This window comes from Paracoccus sp. UBA889 (genome assembly GCA_002294185.1).
Lineage (GTDB): Bacteria > Pseudomonadota > Alphaproteobacteria > Rhodobacterales > Rhodobacteraceae > Paracoccus.
The window spans coordinates 1-23,768 of sequence record DBFD01000049.1; the positions used below are offsets into that span (position 1 = coordinate 1).

Sequence of the window (23,768 nt, forward strand, 5' to 3'; positions counted from 1 at the left end):
TCCACCAGATGCCGGGACTGAACAGCTGGTCATTTACGACCGCGAGCCTTAGCGTTTGGCCAACCACGACCAGGAGCGGATGTGAACGGCGGCCCCTCGATCATCGGATTTCGCAAGGACAGGATCGGAGCGCGGCTGATCGGTTTGCTGAACATCCTGCGGCTGGGGCGGAAATTCGACACCCAGGCCCGGTTTCTGTGGCTGGCCGAACCGGATGGACCCTATCCCGAACTGGTCGATCCGAACGATTTCCTGCAGGCCGATTTCGTCGCCCGCCATATCGGAATCGTCAGCCGCAAGCCGAATCTGGATGCGAGAACGAATCTGACGGCGATCTCGCCGATCGTGGACGCGGCGCAATTCTCCCGCAATCTGGCCGAGGGGCAGCGATTTCACAGCGACGCGGCCTTCGAGGCCGTCACCTTCATGGGCGAGGATGTCGCCGCGGCAAGGGCGGAAATCGCGGCCATTGCAAAGACCTTGCCCCTGGCCCGGCGGCTGAAGGCGGAATTGCGGTCGGCGCGCGCGAAGCTGGAGGCCTGGGGCGGGTCGCTGGAGGAGGCCAGCGCGATCCATCTTAGACGCGGTGATCTGCTTGACGGAGAGCCGTGGTCGCTCAGTTCTTGGCCTGAAAAATATGTGCCTGACGAATTCTGCCTGGCCTGGACCGATGCCACAGAGGGGCCGGTGATCGTCTTCAGCGACACGCCGGGGGCGGCGGCGCATCTGGCGGCCGCGCATGAGCGGATCGTGCCGGTGGACCGGCTGCTGGATCTGGGGGCGCTGAAACCGGCTGAACGTGACGTGCTGGAGGTGATGCTGATGGCCGGTTGCGCGCATATCGGCGCGCCGGGCGGCAGCGCGTTCTCGCGCGCGGCCGCCGCGATGGGCAGCGCGCGCCTGATCGCCCTGCCCAGGGAATTGCCCGACGCGGTTCGTCTGCAAGCCTCCCAGCACCTGCTGGAACGGGTGATCGGCCGGCCCGGCAGCTTCTATGCCAGCGGCGATCTGGCGCAATCGGCGCAATTCGCCGCCAGCCACGCCGATGCGACGGGACAGGGGATGGTGCTGGCGACGGCGCTGTCTTCGCGGCCCGACGACATTCGCCGCCATCCCTTCCTGCGCCGTATCGTGGCGCTGAGTGCACTGCACGCGGGCGATGACGCGCTGGCCGCACGGGCGGCGCGCGCGGCCATGGCCGATCCCCGCATCCTGCCGCGGGACAGAAAGCTGTGCCAACAGGCGCTGGATCTGATCGCCGCGCGCAAGGCCCCCGACGATCCGGCCAGTGCCGATGCCTTCCTGGGTTGGCTGTTTTCGCTGAAAACCAGTGAAGCCGGGCTGCGCGATGCTTTCGCCCGGCTTTATATCGGGCGTGATTGTCCGGTCTCGCGGATGCTGATGATCGCCCCGAAACTTGCGAAATCGCTGGCTGCGCGGGATCCGGCGGCCGGATCCGCCGTCGCGCCCGGTTGGTCCTATCTCTGCGATTGGGAGGAATTGCTGAAGGACGAGGCGGCCCGGCAGGGGATGCGCCGCTGGCCGGAACTGCCGCAAAAAATGGCCTTTCTTGATCTGCGGCCGGAACCGCCGGAAGCGGCGCTGAAAGCCGGCAAGGCCCCGCCTGATCCGGGGCCGGATCGGGCCGCATGGCTGGGCCTGGCGGCGGCGATCCTGTCGCTGCACGGCCGCTATGCCCGTGCTTTGCGGCTGCTGCACTGGCTGGACCGGGTGCGGCCCGGCGAAGTCCTGACCCGCAAGCGGCTGGCCGATACCTGCTGGCGGCTGGGAAATGTCGGGGCGGCCGAGGAATTCCTGGCCGACGCCATCGCGCTTTGCCCTGACAACCCGCTTTTGCATCTGTCGATGGCGCGGCGCGCGGCAGCCCTGGGCCGTGCGGGGCAGGCACTGGACGCGCTGGAACGAGCCGAGGCAATCTGGCCGGACCGGGCCAGCCTGCGCTGGCAAGGCAGAGTGCTGCGCCGCAAACTGGCCGATCCGTGACCGCACCTTCCGCGTCGTGATCGCCCGCCCCTTTTCATCGCCCGCCCAATGGCCTATCTGGCCTCGCAAAGACAGGGGATCCCGCAGATGGCCAAGATTACCTATATCGAGCATAACGGCACCCGGCACGAAGTCGATGTGAAGACCGGAATGACCGTGATGGAGGGCGCGCGCGACAACGGCATCCCCGGAATCGACGCCGATTGCGGCGGCGCCTGCGCCTGTTCGACCTGTCATGTCTATGTCGATCCGGGATGGGTGGATCGACTGCCGGCCAAGGATCCGATGGAAGAGGACATGCTGGATTTCGCCTATGAGCCCGATCCCGACCGGTCGCGCCTGACCTGCCAGCTCAAGGTGACCGACGACCTGGACGGGCTTGTGGTGCAGATGCCCGAAAAGCAGATCTGATCCCTCAGCCGGTGTGATCGCGCACCCGCGCGGCGACGCCCTGGGCCCAGCGATCGGCGGCCGCGCCGAAGCAATCGTGGATCGAATCCGCTGCGATCACGCTGCCCATCGCCAGCCGACCCAGCAGGCAGAGGCCGGGCTGAACGCTGCCATCTCGGCCGATCAGCCGCCCGTCCGGCCTGATCCGCGCGCCAAGCCCCTTCTCGATCGCTGTCACGCGGCCTGAATCGATCAGCCCCCGCATCAGCGGATCGTCCAGCCGTCCCAGATCGGGCGGCGGCAGGACCGCATCGACCATCGCCGCGACCTCGGCGGTGGTATCATGTTCGACCAGCCGCCAGCCGGTGCCGGTCATCACGATATCGGGGTCGTGGGCCGCGCGGGGATCGACCAGACCGTCCTGGATCAGGATCAGCAATTCCTGGGCCGAGGCGACGGGCGGCCCGTAGGAGAAGCGTTTCAGCCCGTCATCGAAGCCCACGATGGCCGCCGCCGTCGCCGGTGCCGCCGGGTTGGGATTGAAGCCCTGCCGCAGGGCGTTCTGCCATTTCCGCATGAGCTGGCCGGTGACATAACCGGCCGAGGGCGGCGCGCGCCCATGCGCCTCGTCGATCGCCGCGCGCAGCGCCGTGGCCGCCGGGCGATCCTCCTGCGAGCCGGGTTTTTCGCGTTCGGCAGACAGCCATGCATTCAGCGCCCCGGCATCGGCGGCACCGCCGGTGTCGGACAGGATCCGCAGGACGGGGCCGTGAATGGCATCGCAGATGATGGCCAGAGCCTGGTCCGGACCTTCCGCCATCGCCTGCGCGACGGCCGCGCGAAAGGCGCGGGTTTCGGTCTCGGTCGGCTCGAAATGTGCATCCTGCGTGGCATCGGCGGGCTTGGGCGCCGGCGCGTGGCCGTCCAGCGAAAAGGGCAGGATGCGCGCGGGTTCGCGGCCTGACCGGTGGTATCGGCCGTCGGCGAAGCGTCCGCCCAGGCCCAGCGTCAGCAGCCGCACCACGTCCAGCGTCGACAGGCCGAGACCACGCACGCCGACGGGCTTGCCGGCCCAGTTCTGCGCCTGACGCAGCAGCCGGTGATCGGGATAGGCCGCGACCAGGTCAAGGCCGTGCCGTTCGGCATGATCGCGCCATGTCTCCAACTGTTTGTCGGGCATCGTGGCGGGCTGGCCCTGCGCCAGCAGCACCTCGTCATAGGGGCCGTGACGCGACGCGCCATCCTCCAGAAACCAGGCCTCGTTGCGGCGCCGGATGCCGGTGATCCGGCGCGGCGTGACAGCGATCCCGGTCCGCGCCATCAGCCGTGCCAGCCGCGCGGCCAGATAACCGCCCAGTTCGGCCCGCGCCGGAAAGCGTTCGGCCGCTGCCGGGCCGCCCGTTCCTTCCGCGAAATCAGCTCCGTCCCAGGGCGCGCGGCCCAGATCAATCGATCGCAGAGGCAGGTTCAGCTTGCAAAGACCGCTTTGATCCGGGCTGAAATTCGGCCCGGCGCCGGGCCAGGGACGGGGGTCGAAAATCTCGATTCGAAAGGCCGCGTCCCGGTCGCGGCGGATCAGCGCCTCAAGCGCGCCAAGGGCGCGCGGACCCGCGCCGATCACCGCGATCCGGCATGTTTCGGTTCCGGTCGTCATGTCCTGCCGTTCCATTTCCTGCCTCGCGGCACAACGCGCGGCGGGCAGGCCGGGTTGCCGGCGCCATGTGGCGTCAGCGCAGGGCCGCCAGCGCCGCGCCCAGATCCAGCGCCCCGTCATAAAGCGCGCGTCCCGAGATCGCGCCCGCGATCACCCGCGTTCCGGCCAGAGCCTGCAAATCCGCCAGCGAAGCAACCCCGCCCGAGGCAATGACAGGAATGTTGACCGCCCGCGCCAATGCCTCGGTCGCGGCCAGGTTGGGCCCACCCATCGCGCCGTCGCGGTCAATGTCGGTATAGATGATCGCAGCCACGCCCGCGTCCTCGAAGCGATTGGCCAGATCGGTCGCGCTGACGGCGGTTTCGGTGGCCCAGCCGCGCGTCGCGACACGGCCGGCGCGGGCGTCGATGCCGACGGCGATCCGGCCCGGAAAGGCATCCGCCGCCTCGCGCACGAGATCGGGATTCTCGACCGCGACGGTGCCCAGAATCACCCGCCTCAGACCGCGATTCAGCCAGGTTTCGATGGTGGCCATGTCGCGGATGCCGCCGCCCAGCTGGGCCGGGATGTCGATCGCTGCCAGTATCGCCTCGACCGCGGCGCCATTGACCGGCTTGCCGGCAAAGGCGCCGTTCAGGTCGACCAGATGCAGCCACTCGGCGCCGGCATCCTGAAAGGCGCGGGCCTGCGCTGCCGGATCGCTGCCGAAGACGGTCGCGGCCTGCATGTCTCCGCGCAGCAGGCGCACGCATTGGCCGTCCTTCAGGTCGATGGCGGGATAGAGGATCATGGCTGGCCCTTCGGTCTGTCCTTCGCCCGCCCTTTGCCATGACCCGAGGGCAAGGGAAAGCCCCGGTCCCAACGTCACGCTTGCCCGGAACCTGACCGGGCGGCACTGTAGCCCCGACAGCATCCCTTGGGAGGAGAAACGATGCGCCCTGTGATCATTGCCGCCACGCTGGCCTTCGCCATGGCCGGCACCACCGCCAATGCCGACCCGATCGAGGGCGTCTGGCAGACCCAGCCCGACGAGGGCGCCTTTGCCTATGTGACGATCAAGCCCTGCGGCGGCGCCTTCTGCGGCGATATCAGCCGCACCTTCAAGGACAAGGCCGAATACAGATCGCCCAATCTCGGCCGCCGGATCGTCATCGACATGGCCCCGCAGGGCGGCAACACCTACACCGGCAAGGTATGGCGGCCGGCCAATGACAAGATCTACCGCGGCAAGGCCAGCGTCTCGGGCGACAGGATGAGCCTGTCGGGCTGCGTCGCGGGCGGCCTGATCTGCAAATCGCAGACCTGGGTGCGGATCCGCTGATCGCACCGTTTCGGTCGCTTGGCAAAGAGAAACGCGGGCGGGGGGCAACCCTGTCCGCGCATCTGCGTTCGGTGAGGGAAGGGGATCTTGGAATCCTGGAACCGAAAGGAACGCGAAATGCCGATGGTCAATGCCAAGGACGGAACAGAGATCCATGTCAAGGACTGGGGTCAGGGCCGGCCGGTCGTGCTGATCCATGGCTGGCCGCTGAACGCGGATAGCTGGGAATACCAGGCCGTGAAACTGGCCGAGGCAGGTTTCCGCGTGATCAGCTATGACCGGCGCGGCTTTGGCCGCTCGGGCCAGCCCTGGGAGGGCTATGACTACGACGTGCTGTCGGACGATCTGGCGGCCGTGATCGAGACGCTTGGCCTGACTGACGCCGCCATCGTCGGCTTCTCGATGGGTGGGGGCGAAGTGGCGCGCTATTTCGGCCGCCATGGTGGAAAGGGCGTGTCGAAGGCGGTCTTCATCTCGTCCGTGGCGCCGGGAATGCTGAAATCCGACGACAATCCCGAGGGTGTCACCCGCGATGTCTTCGAGGGTATCCGCGAGGGGCTGCGTCAGGATCGTCCGGCATTTCTTGCCGAATTCTTCAAGGATTTCTATGGGCAGGACACCGAGACGGGAGGCGTCAGCGACGCGATCCTGGAATGGTCGCGCGACATGGCGATGATCGCCAGCCCGCGTGCCACGCTGGAATGCGTCAACGCTTTCGGGTTGACCGACTTTACCGCCGACGCCGCGCAGATCACGGTGCCGACGCTGGTGATCCACGGCACCGGCGACAAGACCGTTCCCATCGCGGCGACGGCGCGACGGATGGCGAAACTGGTTCCTCATGCGACGCTGATCGAATACGAAGGCGCCCCCCACGGGCTGACGGCGACCGAGCCCGACCGCGTGGTGCGCGATCTTCTGGATTTTCTCGGCTGACCGGACCGGTTCAGACCCTGTTGCGGTATCCCCTCGGCGACAGGACGGCGCGATCGGCAGGATCGCGGGTGCGCGACCGTTTCCGGGGTCTGCGGGCCTTCAGCCGGTCCGCCATTGTGACAGGCAGGGAATCTTGTCGCGGTCGCAGCGGTCGGCATATTTGCGCGCGATCTCCTGCACCTCGGTCAGCAGGCCGTCCTGCAGCCGGATCGGCTGCAGGCCCAGGCCCAGAAAGCGGTCGTTGGCGACGTGCAGATCGTTCTCGTCGGCCTCGTTGCGGGGGTTTTTCAGGAACGCCGTCTCGACCCCGGTCTGATCGGCGATCATGCGCGCCAGATCGCGAACGCGATGCGTCTCGGTCATCTGGTTGAGGATGCTGACCCGGTCGCCCGGTGCGGGCGGATTCAGCAGCGCCAGTTCAATGCAGCGGCAGGTGTCCTGAATATGGATGAAGGCGCGGGTCTGGCCGCCGGTGCCGTGGACCGTCAGCGGATATCCGATTGCCGCCTGCATCAGGAACCGGTTCAGCACCGTGCCGTAATCGCCGTCGTAGTCGAACCTGTTGATCAGCCGATCGTCGATGCGGGTTTCCTCGGTCTGGGTGCCCCAGACGATCCCCTGATGCAGATCGGTGATCCTGACGCCATCGTTCTTGTTGTAATAGAAGAAGAAAAGCTGATCCTGGGTCTTGGTCATGTGGTAGATGCTGCCCGGATTGGCGGGATAGAGGATTTCCTGGCGGTGCGGGCCGTTTTCGGTCTCGACCACCACGTCCAGATAGCCCTCGGGGATCTTCATGCCGGCGGTGCCGTAGCCGTAGACGCCCATCGTGCCCAGATGGACCAGATGGATGTCCTGGCCGCTTTCCACGATCGCGGCCAGCACGTCATTGGTCGCGTTCAGGTTGTTGTTGACCGTATAGCGCTTGTGCCAGCTGGATTTCATCGAATAGGGCGCGGCGCGCTGTTCGGCGAAATGGATCACCGCGTCGGGACGTTCGTCGCGCAGCAGCGTCAGCAGGCGATGATAGTGCTTGCCTACTGTAAAGTTCTCGACCCGGATCGCGCGGCCGGTCAGATCCCGCCAGGCGCGCACACGTTCGCCCAGCGGGCGGATCGGGGTCAGGCTTGCGACCTCGAGTTCGACATCGATCTTCCGGCGCGACAGGTTGTCGACGATGATGATGTCATGGCCGCGCGCGGACAGGTGCAGCGCTGTCGGCCAGCCGCAGAAACCGTCTCCGCCCAGAACGATGATCTTCATGGAAAACCCCTGTGCGATCGCCTCGCCCGCTTCTTAGACCGGGCAACCGGGCGATGCCATATGCCGCGGCCGCCCTGTCATCCCGCCGTCGCAAAACCGCCTATTTTCGTGCGCGGTGCGGCCTTGTGCTGTCCATGTTCTCGAGATGGGCGGCAATGGCGTCCTCGATGTCGTGGAAATAGGACAGCCTGCCATTTTCCAGAACCGCGCCGGCCTCGCACATGTTGCGCATCTGGCCCATGGAATGCGACACGACCAAAGCCCCCGCGCTGGCCATCCGGGCCGCGAAGACCCGCATCGACTTGGCCTTGAAGGCGGCGTCGCCCGGGGCCGAGACCTCGTCGACAAGATAGGTGTCGAAGGGCACCGCCATTGACATGCCAAAGGCCAGCCGCGCCCTCATGCCCGAGGAATAGGTCCGGATCGGCAGATGGAAATGTTCGCCCAGTTCGGCGAAATCCTCGACGAAGGCGCTCATTTCCTCGGTATCGACGCCATAGACGCGGGCCACGAAGCGGGTGTTCTGCTCGCCCGTCAGTTCCTTGTTGAAGGACCCGGTAAAGCCGACCGGCCAGCTGATCCTGCCATTGGAAAGGATCCGCCCCGAGGTGGGCAGCATCGCCCCCGAGATCATCCGCAGCAACGAGGATTTGCCGGCTCCGTTCCGCCCCAGCAACCCGACCGAGACGCCGGTTGGAAAGGTTGCGTTGATCCGGTCCGCGACAGTCTTGTTGCGGCCGTCCAGAGAATAGATCTTGGTCAGGTTCTCCAGCCGGATCATCGCCGGTCGCGCAGGCTGTAATAGATCAGCACGCCGATGACCCAGAGCAGCATCAGGAACCCGCCCAGGATCAGCAGCAGCTTGGCGCGTTCGGGATATTCCGCCTCTTGCGCCAGCGTCGGTTTCACATAGGCTGCCAGGTATCGCGATTGCCGGTTCGCCTCGGCGCGGGCGGTGTCATAGGCGGCCAGCGCGGCGGTATAGGTCTGTTCGGCGAATTGCCGGTCTATCGACAGCGATTCATATTGCCCCACGATATCGGACAGAACCTCGCCCGATTCGCTGTCCGAGCCGAATTTCCGGCGCTCGGCGTCGATCTGGTCGCGGATGACGTTGATGCGAAGCTGGGTCTGCTCGATCCGGGGATCGTTCGCCTGCGCATTGGCTTGCAGCATCCCCAGCGAGACCAGTTCTTCGGCCAGTTGCTGGTTCAGCGAGGTCACGACACCGACCTGGCCCTGCACATCGGCCGAAGGATCGACCAGCTGGTGGCGGTTCCGGAATTCGCTGACCGCCTGCCGCGCCTGTTTCAGCCGCGCCAGCGCGTCATCCAGTTCGGTGCGGGCATAGCGCAGCGAATCCTCGCGGGCGACATCGTTCAACTGGTTGATCAGCAGCGTTCCCTCATCAAGGATGGCCTGCGCGATCTGGCGGGAATCGGTGGGATCGAAAGACAGCACCCGCAGGTCGATCATGCCATTGTCGTAATAGACGCGGACCTTGCGTTCCCATTCGGCCAGCAGCGATTCCAGCGAATCGTTGCCACGAAAGCTGAAGACCGGATCGCCCTCGGGCTTGGACCAGATCGCGCGCAAATCCATGCGCTTGTTGACCCGCTCGACCAGGTCGCGGCTCTGGATGAACTTGTAGAGGATGTCGGTATCGCTGCCCGAAGAACTGGTCGCGCCGATCAGCGATCCCAGACCGCCCAGCAATTCGGACCCGGTCGGCCCGCTTTCGCTGCGCACCGAGAAACCCACGAACGAGGCGAATTGATCCGCCGCGCGGGCATAGAGATACCAGCCGCTGACCGCGACCGGAGCCACCACCAGCAGGACAAAGCTCAGCGCGATGGCCAGATGACGGGCCTTGGGCCGGGCAAGCCCGGCAACCGGGCGCACCGGTTGCTGCGGCCGCGCCTTCTGTTCGGCTGCGCGGCGCTGCTGCATGATCTGCTGGCGCCGGGCACGCTGGGCAGCGGTCAGGGGCTGCGCCGGTTTGCCGGTCGCGGCGCCCGCTTGCGCGCCGCCGCCACCCTGGCGCCTGGCCGATGCCGGGTCCTGACCTGCCGCGGCGCGGCCCCCCTGCGCGGCAGCGGGCGCCGCTGCCTTCGGATCACCATCGGCGGCGGCAGCCGTGCCGGACGTATCGGCGGGCCGCTGATGGTCGGCTCCGCGCTGCAGGAAGGCGGGCCTGTCGCCGTCCTCTGCCTGCGCCGAGGGGGGCTCGACCGGCTGGCCGGATCGCGGGGTCTTTTCTGGGGCGGACATGGCTGCTCACTCCCGCCTGTCGGTTGAACTGTCGCCGGGTGTCATACATAAAGAGACCGCGCTATGCCAGCGCCGATCCTGTTGCGGGATCGTCTTCTCCAACGGCAGCGAGCCGCAGGCCATGGCCAAGATTTTCTTTCCGCGAAGCAAGGACGCAGCGGGGCGTGGCCCCGGCGGCCTGCGCGAGGTGCACAGACAGCGCCGCTTCGCCAGCCTGCGCGCCATCATGGCGCTGGTGCTGCGCGAGATGGCCAATTCCTATGGCAGTTCGCCCGGCGGCTATCTGTGGGCCATCGCCGAGCCTGTCGGCGGCATCATGCTGCTGACGCTGATCTTCTCGCTGGGGTTCCGGACGCCGCCGATGGGAACCAATTTCGCGATCTTCTACGCCACCGGCGTGATCCCCTTCATCGGCTTCCTCTCGGTCTCGGGCCGGATCGCGCAGTCGATCAAGTCCTCGCGTGCGCTTCTGGATTATCCGGCCGTGACCTTCATGGACGCGCTGCTGGCCAAGGTGTTCTTCAATGTCATCACGCAGTTGCTGGTCGCCTATATCGTCTTCAGCTTCATCGTGACGACGCAAGAGACCCGCACCGATCCACAGGTCATCGGGATCGCGCTGGCCTTCCTTATGGTCTTCACGATCGCCATCGGAGTGGGCACGGTGAACTGCTTCCTGTTCACGGCCTTTCCGTGGTGGCAACAGATCTGGTCCATCGTCACCCGGCCGCTGTTCCTGCTGTCGGCCATCTTCTTCATCTATGACGATGTGCCGGACGCGATGCAGAAATGGATCTGGTACAATCCGCTGGTCCATGTCGTCGGCCAGATGCGGCGTTCTTTCTACCCGTCCTATCCGGGCGACTACATCAGTTATCTCTATGTGTTCGGAGTCGGCCTGGTCCTGATTCTGGTCGGTCTGGCATTTCTGCAACGCTATCACCGCGATCTGATCAACAGTTGACGGCACAGGCCTGACCAGGGCCGACTGCCAGCCGCGGAGGGTCCGCGGCGGAAAGGCCGCCTGCGCCGCGCGCCTCAGCCGCGCGGGTCGATCAGCCGGGCCAGCACGCCGTCTCGGGTGACGCAGCCGCCACCCTCGACCGGCAGCGCGGTCGTCTGCGCCAGCAGATTCATCACGTCGCGCACCGGCATGTCGCGCGGCACCGGCGTGCCCTGGGCCTCGCCCGGCTGCGCCACGTCCGATGCGGTCAGCACGCCCAGCGGGTTCATGTGCGCCACGAAATCGGCCACATAATCGTTGACCGGGTTGGCGATGATCTCGCGCGCGGTGCCGATCTGGACGATGCGGCCGCCCTCCATCAGCGCGATCCGGTTGCCCAGCTTGAAGGCCTCGTCCAGATCATGGCTGACGAAGATGATGGTGCGCTGCGTCTTGGCCTGCAATTCCAGCAATTCATCCTGCAACCGCGCCCGGATCAGCGGATCCAGCGCGCTGAAAGGCTCGTCCATCAGCAGGATCGGCGCATCGGTGGCGAAGGCGCGGGCCAGACCCACGCGCTGCTGCATTCCACCCGACAATTCGCCCACCTTGCGGTCGGCCCAGTCCGAAAGACCCACGGTTTCAAGCTGTCGGTCCACCTTGTCCCGGCGCTGCTTGACGGACATGCCGGCCAGTTCCAGCCCCAGCCCGACATTCTCGCGCACGGTGCGCCAGGGCAGCAGGCCGAATTGCTGAAACACCATCGCGACATGGCGCAGCCGGATATCGCGCAAGGACCGTCGCCCCGCGCCGGTGACCGAGATCATGCCCGACCCGTCCCAGACCCGGACCTCGCCGCGGCAGACATGGTTCAAGGCATTGACCGCGCGCAGCAGGGTGGATTTGCCCGAACCCGACAGCCCCATCAGCACCAGAATCTCGCCCTGGCGGACATTCACGCTGCAATCGTGCACGCCCAGAACCTGCCCGGTCTTTTCCTTGATCGGGCCACGGTCCTGCCCCTCATCCATCAGCGGCAGGGCGGCTTCCGGCCTGTCGCCGAAGACGATGCTGACCTTGTCGAATTCGACGGCATTCGGTGTCTCGTCGGTCATTTCCGCCCCTCCATGCGCAGCATCCGGTCCAGCAGGATCGCGACGACCACGATCACGAAGCCCGATTCGAAACCCAGCGACGTATTGACGCTGTTCAGCGCCCTGACCACCGGCACGCCCAGCCCCGATGCGCCCACCAGAGCCGCGATCACCACCATCGACAGCGACAGCATGATGGTCTGGTTCAGTCCCGCCATGATCTGGGGCAGGGCGCTTGGCAGTTCCACCTTCCACAGAAGCTGCCGGTTGGTGGCCCCGAAGGCCCGCGCGGCCTCGATCAGCGAATCCGGGGTCGAACTGATGCCAAGCTGGGTCAACCGGATCGGCGCGGGCAGCACGAAGATGACGGTGGCCAGAAGGCCCGGCACCATGCCGATGCCGAAAAAGACGATGGCCGGGATCAGGTAGACGAAGGTCGGCAGCGTCTGCATCAGATCGAGAACCGGGCGCATCCATGAATACAGCCGCGGCCGGTGCGCGGCGGCGATGCCGATTGGCACGCCGATCGCCATGCAGACGATGCAGGCCGCCAGAACCAGCGTCAGCGATTGCTGCATCTCGTTCCAGTAACCCTGGTTGAGGATGAACAGCAGCCCAAGCGCGACCAGAAGGCAGGTCTTCCAGTTGCGTTGCAACGCAAAGGTCAACGCGACGGCGATGGCGATGAAGGCGAAGGGAGAGGGAAATTCCAGCCCGGCCAGGATGCGCCCGATCAGCCAGTCCATCGCGGCGGACAGCGCGTTGAACAGCCAGGCGGCATTGGCGTTCAGCCAGTCGAAGACGGCCTTGGCCGTGGCCCCGACCGGGATCTTGTTGTCTGTCACCAGTCCTGTCAGCCAATCCATCAATGGTTCCCTCGTTTCGGCGCGCCTGTCTGGCGGCATGGCCCCGCGCCGGTTCCGGCATGGCGCCCCGCCGCCTCGGGCAAGGCGGCGGGGCCGTTCACTGTTGTTGCGCGGCTCAGCCCTGAAGCGCCGCGTCCAGCGCCGCCTGCGCGTCGTTGCCGTCCACCGTGGTCACGCCGTCCAGCCAGGGCTTTGCGGCATCGGGATTGGCTTGCAGCCATTCCTTCGCGGCAGCCATCGGGTCCTGTCCGTCGTTCAGGATCTTGCCCATGACCTCGTTTTCCATCGGCAGGGTGAATTCCAGGTTCTCCAGGAACTTGCCGACATTGGGACATTCGCTGACATAGCCTGCGCGCGTGTTCGTGCGCACCTCGGCGCCGCCGAAATCGGGGCCGAACACGTCGTCGCCGCCCGACAGATAGGTCATCTTGAACTGGGCGTTCATCGGATGCGGCTCCCATCCCAGAAAGACAATCGGCTTGCCGGCATTCACCGCGCGCCCGACCTGGGCCAGCATTCCCTGTTCGCTGGATTCGACCACCTCGAACGTGCCCAGGCCGAACTTGTCATTGGCCACCATTTCCAGAAGCAGCCGATTGCCGTCATTGCCGGGCTCGATGCCATAGATCTTGCCGTCCAGCGCGTCCTTCTGCCCGGCGATCTTGCTGAAATCGTCGATGCCCAGATCGGCACCGGCCTGGTTCGTGGCCAGGGTGTATTTGGCGCCGGTCAGGTTGGTGCGCACCGTATCCACCGTGCCCGCATCGCGATAGGGGGCGATGTCGGCCTCCATCGTTGGCATCCAGTTGCCCAGGAAAATATCCACATCATCGGTCGACAGCGCGGTATAGGTCACCGGCACCGACAGGATCTTGGTCTCGGTATCATAGCCGATCGCCTGCAGCACGGTCGAGGCCAGCGCCGTCGTCGCGGTGATGTCGGTCCAGCCCACATCCGAGAAGGTCACCTTCCGGCACTGGCCGGATTCCTGCGCATAGGCGGTCCCGCTGCTCAGCGCGGTGCCAAGCGCCAGCGCGGCTGCGATGAATGTCTGATTCATGTCTGACTCCCTGTTCTTGATTGACCAGTCAATTAAAGGTGGGTTAGACACGAAAAGCAACCGGAATTCCAGCCCGTCAGGTCCGTTCATGCCCAAACTCGGCGCCGAGCCTATCCGAAAAGCCGCGTTAATCAACGCCACGATCTTCGAGGTCGGGCGCGCGGGCTCGCTGGACGTGACCGTGGCCCAGATCGCGCGCCGGGCCGGCATGTCGCCGGCCCTGGCACATCACTATTTCGGCTCGAAGGACCAACTGTTCCTGCAAGCGATGCGCTATATCTTGCGGGTTTATGGCAATTCGGTGCTTGAATCGCTGCCCGGACGCGGGCGGCGCGGGCGGCTGGACGCGATCGTCGAGGCCAGTTTCGCGCCGCAGAATTTCCAGCGCGAGACGATCAGCGCATGGCTGAATTTCTATGTCCTGTCGTTGACGGACGCTCAGGCCGCGCGGCTCTTGCGGGTCTATCACAGACGGTTGCAGTCGAACCTGGTCGTGGCCTTGCGCGGGCTCAGCGACCAGCCGCACCAGACCGCCCGCACCGTCGGCGCGCTGATCGACGGAGTCTATCTGCGCGCGGTGCTGACGCCGGGCCCAACCGATCCCGTCGCGGCGCTGAAAACCATCAAGGATTATCTGGAAGAGGCCCTGTCATGAGCCACATTGCCCAACCCGAAGCCAGCCTTTTCATCGCCGGACGCCCGGTCGAGGGCGAGGGCGCGGTTCTGCCCGTCCTCTATCCCTATACCGGCGAGGAAATCGCCTCGCTGCGCGAAGCCAGCCCGGCACAAGTCGCCGATGCCTGTCGCGCGGCGGCGGGGGCGCAGCCCGCATGGGCCGCCCTGGCGCCGGTCGAACGCGGCCGCGTCCTGATCCGTGCGGCCGCCATCATCCGAGACCGCAACGCGGATCTGTCGCGGCTGGAGACGCTGGATACCGGAAAGCCGATTCAGGAAACGCTGGTCGCCGATTGGGAATCGGGGGCGGCGGCGCTGGAATTCTTCGGTGGGCTGGCGGCCGGCCTGACCGGCCAGATGATCCCGCTGGGCCGCGACTGGGCCTATACGCGACGCGAGGCGCTTGGCGTCTGCGCCGGCATCGGTGCCTGGAACTATCCCAGCCAGATCGCCTGCTGGAAGGCGGCGCCGGCGCTGGTCATGGGCAATGCCATGGTCTTCAAACCGTCCGAAGAAACTCCGCTAGGCGCCTTGAAACTGGCCGAGATTCTGGCCGAGGCCGGTTTGCCCGCAGGGATCTTCAGCGTGGTTCAGGGCGGCGGTCAGGTTGGCGCGGCGCTGGTGGGCGACCCGCATGTCGCCAAGGTCTCGCTGACCGGATCGGTCCCCACCGGGCGGCGCGTCTATGCAGCGGCGGCCGAGGGAATGCGCCATGTCACGATGGAGCTGGGCGGCAAGTCGCCGCTGATCGTCTTTGACGATGCCGATCTGGAAGACGCGGTCGGCGCCGCCGTGCTGGCAAACTTCTATTCGTCGGGCCAGATCTGCTCCAACGGCACCCGCGTGTTCCTGCAGGAAGGCATCCGCGAGGCGTTTCTGGATCGCCTGTCCCAGCGTTTGGGCGAGGTGAAGATGGGCGATCCGCTTGATCCCGAAACCCAGCATGGGCCCATCGTCAGTCCCGCCCAGGCCGGAAAGATCCGCGCCATGATCGCGCAGGGGCAGGCCGCCGGGGCGCGGATCCTGTGCGGCGGGCCGGGCGAGGGCGCCTTTGTTCCGCCCACCGTCTTCACCGATGCCTCCGACGACATGGTGATCGCGCGCGACGAAATCTTCGGCCCGGTCATGACCACGCTGTCCTTCCGCGACGAGGACGAGGTGATCGGCCGCGCCAATGATACCGGGTTCGGGCTTGCCGCAGGCGTCTTCACACGGGATCTGGCGCGCGGCCACCGGGTCGCTGCGGCGCTGGAAGCCGGCACCTGCTGGATCAACGCCTATAATCTGACGCCGGTCGAAATGCCTTTCGGTGGCGTGAAACTGTCCGGTCTGGGGCGCGAGAATTCCGCCGCCGCGATCGAACACTACTCGCAACTGAAGTCCGTCTATGTGGGTATGGGCGGGGTCGAGGCGCCCTATTGAAATGAAATCCTGACAAGGGGTTATAAACGATGTCTCAACCGGATTATGTCATTGTCGGAGCGGGAAGCGCAGGCTGCGCGCTGGCCTACCGTCTGACCGAGGCCGGCCGGACCGTCGCTCTGATCGAATTCGGCGGCAGCGATTTCGGGATCTTCATCCAGATGCCGGGCGCGCTGTCCTATCCGATGAACATGCCCCGCTATGACTGGGGCTTCTCCAGCGCCCCCGAGGACCATCTGGGCGGCCGCCGCCTTGCCACCCCGCGCGGCAAGGTGCTGGGCGGATCGTCCTCGATCAACGGCATGGTCTTCGTGCGCGGCAACCGCAAGGATTTCGACCATTGGGCCGATCAGGGCGCGACCGGATGGGGCTATGCCGATGTGCTGCCCTACTTCAAGCGCATGGAAAACTGGCACGGCGGCGACAGCCCGCTGCGCGGCACGGACGGGCCCCTGCACGTGACGCGCGGCAAGCGCCGCAATCCGCTGTTCAATGCCTTCATCGAGGCCGGCCAGCAGGCCGGATGGCCCTATACGCCCGACTACAACGGCGAAAATCAGGAGGGTTTCGGCCCCATGGAGGCGACGATCTGGCGGGGACGTCGCTGGTCCGCCGCCAACGCCTATCTGCGCCCGGCGCTGAAGTCGGGCAAACTGAGGGTCATCCGGGCGCTTGCGCGGCGCGTCATCTTTGTCGGCAACCGCGCCACCGGGGTCGAAATCCAGCGCAAGGGCAGGATCGAGACGGTCGGTGCGGGCCGCGAGGTGATCCTGTCGGCCAGTTCGATCAACACGCCGAAACTGCTGATGCTGTCGGGGATCGGCCCGGCCGATCACCTGCGCGAACACGAAATCAGGGTCCGCGCGGATCGTCCCGGCGTCGGCGCAAATCTGCAGGATCACCTTGAAATATATATGCAATACAAGGCATTGAAGCCGGTCAGCCTGTATACCTACTACAACCTTCTGGGCAAAAGCCGGGTCGGGATCGAATGGCTCCTGCAAAAGACGGGTCTGGGCGCGTCGAACCAGTTCGAAAGCTGCGGCTTCATCTGCTCGGGCGAGGGTGTCGATTATCCCGACATCCAGTATCACTTTCTGCCGCTGGCCGTGCGCTATGACGGCAAGGCGGCGGCCAGCGGTCATGGCTTTCAGGCCCATGTCGGGCCGATGCGGTCGAAATCGCGCGGCTCTGTCAGGCTGGACTCGTCCGATCCCGAAAAGCCCCCTGTAATTCACTTCAATTACATGTCGCATCCAGATGACTGGAAAGAGTTTCGCGCCTGCGTGCGCCTGACTCGCAGGATCTTCGATCAACCCGCTTTCAAGGAATATCGCGGTGATGAAATCCAGCCCGGCGGCGAGGTCGTGACCGATGCCCAGATCGACGCCTTCATTCGTGAGCACGCGGAATCGGCCTATCACCCCTGCGGGACTGCAAGGATCGGCCAGCCGGGCGACCCCGAGGCCGTGGTCGATCCGGAACTGCGCGTGATCGGGGTCGAAGGGCTGCGCGTGGCCGATTCCTCGGTCTTTCCGCGTATCACCAACGGAAACCTGAACGCCCCCTCGATCATGACGGGCGAGAAGGCGGCCGATCACATCCTGGGCCGGACGATGCTCCGGGCCTGAAGCGCGGGGGCGCTGCCCCCGTCGCCTGCGGCGACTCCCCCGAGGTATTTGGAAAGAGCGCGAGGGCGTGGAGATTTCCTTGCGGGATAGCATCCCGGCATCCAGTTTCAGGCGGACCAGAGCGGCGAACGGGCATGATGCCGGCATTTCTGCGATTTGCGGCAATCGTGAAGAATCCGGCCAGAAATGCGGGTAGAAGGCTGCATGAGCCCGCCAAAAGGCTAGAGCCGGGACGTGGCTCGCGGTAGAAGGTGCAAAACGAAAGATCGAGGCAGGCAGCAAATGCGACATTCCGTTCGCGGGCAGGTGGACCCGTTCATCGTCATGGACGTGATGGAGGCCGCCTCTCGCGCCGAGGCCGAGGGCCGCCACATCATTCATATGGAGGTCGGCCAGCCCGGCACCCCCGCCCCGCAAGGTGCCCGCAAGGCGCTGGCGCGCGCGCTGGACCAGCCGCTGGGCTATACCGGGGCATTGGGTCTGCCGCAATTGCGGCAGGGGATCGCGGGGCTTTACCGGCGCTGGTATGGTGTCGAACTGGATCCCGCGCGCGTGGTCGTCACCCCCGGCAGCAGCGGCGCCTTCATTCTGGCTTTTTCCGCGCTGTTCGATGCGGGCGACCGGGTGGCGATGGGGTATCCCGGCTATCCCTCGTATCGCCAGATCCTTCGAGCCATGTCGCTGGAACCCGTGGGCATCCCGACGCGGTCTGTCGACCGCTACCAGCCGCGGCCGCAGGAATTGCCACGGGCCGAGGGGCTGATCCTCGCCTCGCCGGGCAATCCGTCCGGAACGGTGCTGCGGCTGGACGAATTGCAGGCGCTGACCGACGCCGCCCGGGGGCGCGGCATGGCGGTCATCTCGGACGAGATCTATCACGGGTTGTCCTATGGTGACCGCTGCCATTCCGCGCTTGAAGTGACGGACGAGGTTTTCGTCGTAAATTCCTTCAGCAAATACTTTTCCATGACTGGATGGAGAATAGGCTGGATGGTCGTTCCCGACAGCCATCTGCGAATCGTCGAACGTTTGGCGCAGAACCTGTTCATCTGCCCGCCCCATGCGAGCCAGGTCGCGGCGCTTGCGGCGCTGGATTGCATCGACGAGGCCGAGGCCAATCTGGCCGTCTATTCCGAAAATCGCCGCTTGATGCTGGAGGCGCTGCCGAAGGCAGGCTTTGCCAGGATCGCACCGCCGGAGGGCGCCTTTTATGTCTATGCCGATGTCTCGGAACTGACCCCGGATTCGCGGGCCTTTGCGGCCGAGATTCTTGACAGGGCCGGTGTCGCGGCTACGCCGGGGCTGGATTTCGATCCCCAGCGGGGCGCGCGCACATTGCGCTTTTCCTATGCCCGCTCGACCGCGGACATTGCCGAGGGATTGCGGCGGCTGGAACGGTTCATGGCCCAAAGATGAGGGTTGCGGCGCTGATCCTTGCGCTGCTGCTGGGGTTGCTGGCCGAGGGTGCGGCGGCACAGGAACAACCGGCGCGGCCCGATCTGGGTGCATCGGCGCTGGTGCGGACGGGGCGCGGCTGGTGGGGCCGGCCACCGCCGCTGGAACTGCGCCTGACGCTGGACCGGGCGGTGCCCTATCGCGCCTATCTGGTTGCCGATCCGGCGCGGCTGATCGTCGATCTTGAGGGCGTCGATTTCAGCGGGCTTGACGCGGCGGATCTGTTCGGTGCCGACAATGTGCCCGCGATCCGCTGGGGCCGGTTCCGGCGCGGCTGGGGGCGGATCGTGGTGGAACTGCCCGGACCCTACCGGATCGAGAAGGCCGGTCAGGATACCCGCCGCCCCGCGCCCGAGATCCGCGTCTCGCTGTCACCGGTGAAGGAGGCCGATTTCGCGCCGCGCCCCTCGGCGACGACGGCGATGCAGAACCTGCCGCCCCCGGTCAAGCAGGACGCCATGCCGCCGAAACCCGCGCTGAAGGTGGTGCTGGATCCCGGCCATGGCGGTTTCGACCCGGGCGCCGAGGCTGGTGGAGAGACCGAGGCCGATCTTGTTCTCACCTTCGGACAGGAATTGCGCGACGCGCTGGAGGAACGCGGCATCGAGGTGGTGATGACGCGCGAAGATGACATATTCGTCCGGCTGGACAACCGTCCGACCATCGCGCGAACCGAGGCTGCGGATCTGTTCATCTCGCTTCATGCCGATGCCTTGCCCGAGGGGCAGGCGGCGGGGGCGACGATCTATGTCTGGAACCCGGCCTCGAATGCGCGCGCGGCCTCGCAACTGACGCTGCGCCATGACCGCGACGATCTGCTGACCGGGGTCGATCTGTCGGGACAGGATGATGCCCTGGCCGCCGCGATGATGGATTTCGCCCGCACCGATATTCAGCCCCGGTCGCAGGATTTCGCGCGCTGGCTGGCTTCGCGCATGGCGCTGATGGCGATCGGGCTGCACGCCGACCCGGTGCAGGGCGCGGCCTTTTCGGTGCTGAAATCGCCCGACATCCCGTCGGTCCTGCTGGAGCTTGGATTCATCTCGGATTCGACCGATCGGGCCAATCTGACCGATCCCGCCTGGCGGGCGGGCATGGTGCGGGCGCTGGCCCAGGCGGTCCAGGGCTGGGCGCGCGACCAGGCGACGCGCGCCCCGATGCTGCGACAATAGACCCACACAGCCCTGTGAGGCGGCGTTGTTGTTTTGACCCGTCCCCGCCGCACCGCTATAGACATCTCACCAAGTCGAGAGGCCTCGCTACCGTGCTGCGCGCCATCCTGTCCTTCTTCGGGGCGATCTTTTCCTGGATCACGACCGCGAGCTTCTTTGCGGCGCTGACCGTCGGTGGCATTTTCTGGGTCTATTCGCGCGATCTGCCCAGCTACGAGACGCTGGCCCAGTACAGCCCCAAGACCATCAGCCGGATCTATTCCGGCGAGGGACGTCTGATCGACGAATTCGCCGAGGAACGGCGCATCTTCGTGCCGGTCGAGGAAATCCCGGTTCTGGTGAAGGAGGCGTTCATCAGCGCCGAGGACAAGAATTTCTACGTCCATCCCGGCTACGACATTCGCGGCATCGTGGGAGCGGCATTCGAGGCCGCGCGCACCGGTGGACGCGAGTTGCGCGGTGCCTCGACCATCACCCAGCAGGTGATGAAGAATTTTCTGCTGTCCAGTGACCGCAGCGTCGAGAGGAAGGTGAAGGAGCTGATCCTCGCCTCGCGGCTGGAACGATCGTTGTCCAAGGACAAGATCCTGGAACTTTATCTGAACGAGATCTATCTGGGCCAGAACAGCTATGGCGTCGCCGCGGCCGCGCAGGTCTATTTCAACAAGTCGCTGACCGAACTGGCCCCGCATGAGGCGGCGATGCTGGCCGCGCTGCCGCAGGCACCCGGCCGCTATCATCCCGTGCGCCAGAAGGACCGGGTCACCGAACGCCGGAATTATGTCCTGCGCGAGATGTGGCAGAACGGCTATCTCGACGAGGCGACCTACCAGGCCGAGGCCAGGCTGCCGCTGAAATCGGTGCAGAACGGCGATTATCCCGATTTCCGCGAGCAAATGCCGACGCGCGACTATTTCACCGACGAGATTCGCCGCCAGTTGAGCCGCGAATTCGGCTATGACGAGTTTTTCGGCGGAGGTCTGACCATCCGCGCCACCGTCGATCCCAACCTGCAGGCCGCCGCCGCCGAGGCACTGCGCGAGGCGCTGGAGCAATATGATCGCGGACGTGGCCTGTGGCGTGGCACCGGCAAGACCATCCCCGAGGATCAGTTGCAGGACGAGGCGACCTGGCGCGGCGCGCTGTTCGCCACTCGTGTGCCGCGCGACATTCCCGGCTGGCGGCCCGCCGTCGTGCTGGAGGTGGGCGCCTCGGACGCGCGGATCGGCATCGAGGGCATCGAGGAGAATCAGGACGGCCACTGGATCGTTGCCAGGGACGTGCAATGGGCGCGCAAGCTGGATGGCGACAGCGGCAGGCCGGGACCGCGCGCGCAGGTCGCGGGCGATCTGGTTTCGGTGGGCGATGTGGTGCTGGTCAGGCCGATGGTCTCGGACAGTGACGGCAGCTTCCTCCGCTGGACCCTGCGACAGGTGCCCGAGATCGAGGGCGGGTTCATGGCGATGGATGTCAATACCGGTCGGGTCATGGCGATGCAGGGCGGATTTTCCTATCAATCTTCGGTATTCAACCGGGCGACCCAGGCGATGCGGCAGCCGGGATCCAGTTTCAAGCCATTCGTCTATGCCGCCGCGCTGGACAACAACTACACCCCCGCGACCATCGTTCTGGACGAACCGATCACGCTGAACACGCCCGAGGGCCTGTGGGAGCCCAAGAACGCGGGCGGGCGAAACTTCGGGCCGTCGCCGATGCGGACCGGGATCGAGCAATCGCGCAACCTGATGACGATCCGCATCGCCCAGGATATCGGCATGGACCGCGTCGCCGAATATGCCGAACGGTTCGGCGCCTATGACCGGCTGAAGCCCTTTCTCGCCAATGCCCTTGGCGCGCAGGAGACGACGCTGTTCCGCATGGTCGCGGCCTATGCGATGTTCGCCAATGGCGGCGAGCGGGTCGAACCGACGCTGGTGGACCGGGTTCAGGACCGGCGCGGACGCACGATCTATCGCCATGACCGGCGCGTCTGCGAGACCTGCAGCCGGGAAGTCTGGCCCGCCGGAGAGGGGCCGGTCATCTTATCGAACCGCGAAAGGGTGATGGACGCGGTTACCGCCTATCAGCTGACCTCGATGATGCAGGGCGTGGTCAAGCGTGGCTCGGGCAAGGGGGTGAACCTGCCGGTGCCGATCGCGGGCAAGACCGGCACGACCAACGACGCCAAGGACGTCTGGTTCATCGGCTTTTCCTCGAACATCGTCGCCGGCTGCTATCTGGGTTACGACCAGCCCCGCACGCTGGGCGCGAACGCTTTTGGCGGAACCCTGTGCGTGCCGGTCTTCAATGCCTTCATGCGGCAGGCCATCAAGGAATTCGGCGGCACCGATTTCAAGGTTCCCCCCGGCGGATACTGGGTAAAGATCGACCGCTTCACCGGGCAGCGCCTGCCCGATTCTGCCTCGGGCGACAACGTCATCGCCGAATATTTCCGCGACGGCACCGATCCCGACTGGCTGTCGCCGGTGGTGATTTCGGGATTTGGTGATGCGACGCCGGTTCTGCCGTGGGAGGCCGGATCAGGCTCGCGCGGCGCGACCTCCATCACCACCTCGACGGGCAAGCGCAAGGTCATTCCGCGAAGCACCGATTTCGGAACCATGTCCTCGGGCGGACTTTACTGAGACCGTCGCGCGCGTTGCGCAGACCCTGGGCCCGGCCGTCGCGCCGCGCCCGGACGCAGAGGCTGGGGCAGGGCAGGTTCATCCCAGGCATCCGGGATCGGCAACGAAAAAACCGCCGGGCGATGGCCCGGCGGTCTGGTCGGCTGTCAGAACAAGGGTTGGCGTCAGTCCGCCGTCAAAAGCGGAGTCCTCGATTTGCCGATTCGCGGCGCGTCGGGACCGGTGATGTCGAAGGCGGGCTTGTCGTCTTCGATCTTCACCCGCACCACGCCACCTTTCATCAGGCGTCCGAACAGCAATTCCTCGGCCAGAGGCTTCTTGATGTTCTCCTGAATCACCCGGCCCAGCGGACGCGCGCCCATCTGATCGTCATAGCCCTTTTCCGCCAGCCAGTCGGCGGCCTCAGGGGTCAGTTCGATATGGACGTTGCGGTCCATCAGTTGCGCTTCCAGTTGCAGCACGAACTTCTCGACCACATGGACCACGACCTCGCGCGACAGCGGCGCGAAGCTGATCACGGCGTCCAGACGGTTGCGGAATTCCGGCGTGAAGGTGCGCTCGATCGCCGCCGTATCCTCGCCTTCGCGCTTGTCGCGGCCAAAACCGATGGCGGCCTTCTGCATGTCCGCCGCACCGGCATTCGAGGTCATGATCAGGATCACGTTGCGGAAATCCACCTGCCGACCGTTATGGTCGGTCAGCTTGCCATGATCCATCACCTGCAACAGGATGTTGAAGACATCCGGATGCGCCTTCTCGATTTCGTCCAGCAGCAGCACCGAATGCGGATGCTGGTCGACCCCGTCGGTCAGCAGCCCGCCCTGGTCGAAACCGACATAACCCGGCGGCGCGCCAATCAGGCGGCTGACGGCGTGTTTCTCCATGTATTCAGACATGTCGAAACGCAGCAATTCGACGCCCAGGATCGATGCAAGCTGTTTGGCGACCTCGGTCTTGCCGACGCCG

At 65.6% G+C, this 23,768-nt stretch carries 20 protein-coding genes; 11 read left to right on the forward strand and 9 right to left on the reverse strand.

Annotation, left to right across the window (positions count from 1 at the left end; all coding sequences use genetic code 11):
* Nucleotides 1-81: 81 nt before the first annotated feature.
* Nucleotides 82-2,004 (forward strand): tetratricopeptide repeat protein, encoded by a 1,923-nt coding sequence (locus tag B4L36_RS09355; RefSeq protein ID WP_292955888.1) that lies wholly within the window; start codon nt 82-84, stop codon nt 2,002-2,004.
* A gap of 87 nt (nt 2,005-2,091) precedes the next feature.
* Nucleotides 2,092-2,415, forward strand: coding sequence for a 2Fe-2S iron-sulfur cluster-binding protein (locus B4L36_RS09360; RefSeq protein ID WP_292955891.1), 324 nt, complete (start codon nt 2,092-2,094; stop codon nt 2,413-2,415).
* Between the two features lie 4 nt (nt 2,416-2,419).
* Here B4L36_RS09360 and B4L36_RS09365 read toward each other — a convergent pair whose 3' ends face one another.
* Entirely contained in the window at nt 2,420-4,048 is a 1,629-nt protein-coding gene (locus B4L36_RS09365) for an FAD/NAD(P)-binding protein (RefSeq protein WP_292955894.1), read from the reverse strand.
* A gap of 73 nt (nt 4,049-4,121) precedes the next feature.
* On the reverse strand, nt 4,122-4,838 hold the full coding sequence (gene hisA, locus B4L36_RS09370) for a 1-(5-phosphoribosyl)-5-[(5-phosphoribosylamino)methylideneamino]imidazole-4-carboxamide isomerase (protein WP_292955897.1): 717 nt from the start codon (nt 4,836-4,838) through the stop codon (nt 4,122-4,124).
* Nucleotides 4,839-4,979: 141 nt separating this feature from the next.
* Here hisA and B4L36_RS09375 point away from each other — a divergent pair, with 141 nt between their 5' ends.
* Together B4L36_RS09375 and B4L36_RS09380 are read left to right on the forward strand one after the other, a co-directional pair.
* Nucleotides 4,980-5,369 carry a DUF2147 domain-containing protein gene (locus tag B4L36_RS09375; protein WP_292955900.1) on the forward strand — a complete coding sequence of 130 codons (390 nt, stop codon included), beginning with the start codon at nt 4,980-4,982 and terminating at the stop codon, nt 5,367-5,369.
* A gap of 117 nt (nt 5,370-5,486) precedes the next feature.
* Nucleotides 5,487-6,305, forward strand: coding sequence for an alpha/beta fold hydrolase (locus B4L36_RS09380; RefSeq protein WP_292955903.1), 819 nt, complete (start codon nt 5,487-5,489; stop codon nt 6,303-6,305).
* A 99-nt stretch (nt 6,306-6,404) separates the two neighbouring features.
* On the opposite strand, the gene B4L36_RS09385 is transcribed toward B4L36_RS09380, so the two are convergent.
* The 3 genes from B4L36_RS09385 to B4L36_RS09395 form a co-directional block, all read right to left on the reverse strand.
* Nucleotides 6,405-7,568, reverse strand: coding sequence for an NAD-dependent epimerase/dehydratase family protein (locus B4L36_RS09385; RefSeq protein WP_292955906.1), 1,164 nt, complete (start codon nt 7,566-7,568; stop codon nt 6,405-6,407).
* Nucleotides 7,569-7,668: 100 nt separating this feature from the next.
* On the reverse strand, nt 7,669-8,349 hold the full coding sequence (locus B4L36_RS09390) for an ABC transporter ATP-binding protein (protein WP_292955909.1): 681 nt from the start codon (nt 8,347-8,349) through the stop codon (nt 7,669-7,671).
* Nucleotides 8,346-9,839, reverse strand: a complete 1,494-nt coding sequence (locus B4L36_RS09395) for a hypothetical protein (protein ID WP_292955912.1) — start codon at nt 9,837-9,839, stop codon at nt 8,346-8,348. The genes B4L36_RS09390 and B4L36_RS09395 overlap by 4 nt, the downstream gene beginning before the upstream one ends.
* A 121-nt stretch (nt 9,840-9,960) precedes the next feature.
* On the opposite strand from B4L36_RS09395, the gene B4L36_RS09400 reads away from it, so the two are divergent.
* Nucleotides 9,961-10,803, forward strand: a complete 843-nt coding sequence (locus B4L36_RS09400; protein ID WP_292955915.1) for an ABC transporter permease — start codon at nt 9,961-9,963, stop codon at nt 10,801-10,803.
* A 74-nt stretch (nt 10,804-10,877) separates the two neighbouring features.
* On the opposite strand, the gene choV is transcribed toward B4L36_RS09400, so the two are convergent.
* The 3 genes from choV to B4L36_RS09415 form a co-directional block, all read right to left on the reverse strand.
* Entirely contained in the window at nt 10,878-11,897 is a 1,020-nt protein-coding gene (gene choV / locus B4L36_RS09405; protein ID WP_292955918.1) for a choline ABC transporter ATP-binding protein, read from the reverse strand.
* Nucleotides 11,894-12,742: a choline ABC transporter permease subunit gene (gene choW / locus B4L36_RS09410; protein ID WP_292955921.1), complete on the reverse strand. Its 849-nt coding sequence runs from the start codon at nt 12,740-12,742 to the stop codon at nt 11,894-11,896. The genes choV and choW overlap by 4 nt, the downstream gene beginning before the upstream one ends.
* 115 nt (nt 12,743-12,857) lie before the next feature.
* Nucleotides 12,858-13,802: a choline ABC transporter substrate-binding protein gene (locus B4L36_RS09415; RefSeq protein ID WP_292955924.1), complete on the reverse strand. Its 945-nt coding sequence runs from the start codon at nt 13,800-13,802 to the stop codon at nt 12,858-12,860.
* 88 nt (nt 13,803-13,890) lie between these two features.
* On the opposite strand from B4L36_RS09415, the gene betI reads away from it, so the two are divergent.
* The 6 genes from betI (at nt 13,891) to B4L36_RS09445 (ending at nt 22,802) form a co-directional block, all read left to right on the forward strand.
* On the forward strand, nt 13,891-14,457 hold the full coding sequence (gene betI / locus B4L36_RS09420) for a transcriptional regulator BetI (protein ID WP_292955927.1): 567 nt from the start codon (nt 13,891-13,893) through the stop codon (nt 14,455-14,457).
* Nucleotides 14,454-15,899, forward strand: coding sequence for a betaine-aldehyde dehydrogenase (gene betB / locus B4L36_RS09425; protein ID WP_292955930.1), 1,446 nt, complete (start codon nt 14,454-14,456; stop codon nt 15,897-15,899). The genes betI and betB overlap by 4 nt, the downstream gene beginning before the upstream one ends.
* Nucleotides 15,900-15,928: 29 nt before the next feature.
* The gene (gene betA / locus B4L36_RS09430; protein WP_292955933.1) at nt 15,929-17,530 is read left to right on the forward strand and encodes a choline dehydrogenase; all 1,602 of its coding nucleotides are present in this window, start codon (nt 15,929-15,931) and stop codon (nt 17,528-17,530) included.
* Between the two features lie 282 nt (nt 17,531-17,812).
* Nucleotides 17,813-18,946, forward strand: a complete 1,134-nt coding sequence (locus B4L36_RS09435) for a pyridoxal phosphate-dependent aminotransferase (protein WP_292955936.1) — start codon at nt 17,813-17,815, stop codon at nt 18,944-18,946.
* Nucleotides 18,943-20,157: an N-acetylmuramoyl-L-alanine amidase gene (locus B4L36_RS09440; protein ID WP_292955939.1), complete on the forward strand. Its 1,215-nt coding sequence runs from the start codon at nt 18,943-18,945 to the stop codon at nt 20,155-20,157. Before B4L36_RS09435 ends, B4L36_RS09440 begins: the two co-directional genes overlap by 4 nt.
* 92 nt (nt 20,158-20,249) lie before the next feature.
* A complete protein-coding gene (locus tag B4L36_RS09445; RefSeq protein ID WP_292955942.1) occupies nt 20,250-22,802 on the forward strand; it encodes a penicillin-binding protein 1A in 2,553 nt (850 codons plus the stop codon).
* Between the two features lie 164 nt (nt 22,803-22,966).
* Here B4L36_RS09445 and B4L36_RS09450 read toward each other — a convergent pair.
* Nucleotides 22,967-23,768, reverse strand: an 802-nt coding sequence (locus B4L36_RS09450) for an AAA family ATPase (RefSeq protein ID WP_292955945.1), incomplete at its 5' end; no start/stop codon positions are given.